Below are 2,159 nucleotides of genomic sequence, written 5' to 3' on the forward strand. Positions count from 1 at the left end.
CTCTTGGAAATAAATATCCAAAGAGCTTCTTTTATTTTTAAATAAATTACTGAATTTCTCCGAAAGGCTGTCACTTTTCCTTGATGAAAAGTAACCAAAAATCAAGCCTTGTCTTGTCCAAGCTAAAATATAATCAATTTTACTAAAAATACAAAACTCGCTGCGCTCAGACATTGTATTTTCTTTACGTAAAATTCATTATATTTCTTCACGCTCGTCCTGCGAATAGGCACTTCAAAACCTTTAAAAGACTTTAAAGATTCTAAAGATTTTAAAAAGCATTTAAATATTTTAATCTTTAAGTGGCATTGACAAAATCAGCGTTAAGGATGACCGCAGAGAAATCCTTAGAAAAAATCGACTGTTTGAGCGCAGCGAGTTTCGAGTTTTTCTTGGATTTCCAAGGTCATTTAGCTTATTTTTCACAGGCCTTGATTTTTGGTTACTTTTCATCAAGGAAAAGTAACAGAGTTCGTAGAAATTCAGTAATTTACCCATAAAAGATCAAATAAATAAAACTGCAAATTCAAAAAAATATTTACGCTGGTAAAGTAAAGGGGTATAATTATTTTGAACTTGTTTAGAGGAGGGGTAAAATGAATAGAATATCAAAAAAAATGATATTTATCACAGGAGCCACAAGCGGGATAGGAAGAGCCACAGCCATGGCCTATGCAAAAATGGGGGCGAATCTCATTCTTACAGGAAGAAATATAGATGTATTAAAGGAGATGAAGTCAAAACTCCATGAATGGTACGACATAAAAGTACATATTCTGAAGTTTGACGTAAGGAATTTAGAAGAGATAAAAGATGCAGTGAACAATCTTCCTGAAGAGTTTAAAAAAATAGATATTCTGATCAACAATGCAGGGCTGGCTCTTGGGGTGGATAAAATCCATGAAAGCAGTTTTGAGAGTTTTGACACAATAATGGATACCAATGTAAAAGGACTTCTATATGTGTCGAGGGTTGTAATTCCATATATGCTAGAGCACAGTCCAGACGGTCATATTGTCAACATAGCATCCACTGCGGCTCAGGCTGCCTATGCAGGAGGAGGTGTCTACTGTGCCTCTAAAGCGGCTGTGAAGACTCTGAGTGACGGAATGAGGATAGACCTGATAGATACTCCTGTGAGGGTTACCACAATAAATCCTGGAATGGTGGAAACCAACTTTAGCATCACAAGATTTGGCGGAGATAAAAAAAGAGCAGACAAAGTATACGAGGGTATAGAGCCTCTAATGGCTGAAAATGTGGCGGACACAATAATATATGCAACTAATCTCCCTCTGAATGTACAGATATGTGATTTGACAGTTACTTCCAATCATCAAGCTGACGGAAGGACATCTTACAGGCAAAAATAATATGTCTGATGGGAATTATACTTTTATAGAGGAGGGTAAATATGAGATGCAGCTGGTGTGGGGACAACCCTCTATATGTAAAATATCATGATGAAGAATGGGGTGTCCCTGTGTATGATGACAGGATTCACTTTGAATTTCTGGTTTTAGAATCTGCCCAGGCAGGCCTTTCTTGGCTCACGGTCTTAAAGAAAAGGGAGAATTACAGAAAGGCTTATGAGGACTTTGATCCGAAAATCGTGGCAGAATTTGATCAGGAAAAAATAGAAGAACTCATGGAGAATGAGGGGATAATAAGAAACAGAAAAAAGATAGAAGCCTCTGTAAATAACGCACGGGTTTTTATGGAAATCCAGAGAGAGTTCGGGAGTTTCAGCAGTTATATATGGTCCTTTGTAGGAGGGAAGCAGCTTGTTTCCTGTAATGAAAGTATAGAGGAGCTTCCTGCAAAGACACCTCAGTCAGAAGCCCTGGCAAAGGATATGAAAAAACGCGGATTTAAGTTTCTAGGACCTGTAATACTTTATTCCCATATGCAGGCTACGGGACTTGTGAATGATCATATTATTTCATGTTTTAGATATAAAGAGGTTTCTGAATCAAAATAGTTTTTGTCATAAAGATTAATTTTTCAATACATCACAGATATATAACAATAAAAGGGGGAATTGAATTGGTAGTTCACGTAGTATTTTTTAAGTTTAAAGAGGAAAATAAAAAAGAAAATATGGAAAAAATGAAGAGGGATCTTGAAGCACTAGAGCTGAGTCAGCTCAGAAAACTTGA

General features: G+C 36.5%; 2 protein-coding genes. Both read left to right on the top strand.

The annotated features are described in order from the left end of the window. Positions 1-596 precede the first annotated feature (596 nt). Positions 597-1,373 (top strand): SDR family NAD(P)-dependent oxidoreductase, encoded by a 777-nt coding sequence (locus ABZA26_RS13450; protein ID WP_372715011.1) that lies wholly within the window; start codon positions 597-599, stop codon positions 1,371-1,373. A gap of 41 nt (positions 1,374-1,414) precedes the next feature. Beyond that, entirely contained in the window at positions 1,415-1,981 is a 567-nt protein-coding gene (locus tag ABZA26_RS13455) for a DNA-3-methyladenine glycosylase I (protein ID WP_372715012.1), read from the top strand. Positions 1,982-2,159 lie beyond the last annotated feature (178 nt).

Source organism: Ilyobacter sp., from assembly GCF_041583315.1.
Classification (GTDB): Bacteria; Fusobacteriota; Fusobacteriia; order Fusobacteriales; family Fusobacteriaceae; genus Ilyobacter.

Bases quoted from the DNA above. Each gene is read 5' to 3' on its own strand.
- ABZA26_RS13450 (WP_372715011.1), top strand. From the start codon at position 597: ATGAATAGAATATCAAAAAAAATGATATTTATCACAGGAGCCACAAGC.
- ABZA26_RS13455 (WP_372715012.1), top strand. From the start codon at position 1,415: ATGAGATGCAGCTGGTGTGGGGACAACCCTCTATATGTAAAATATCAT.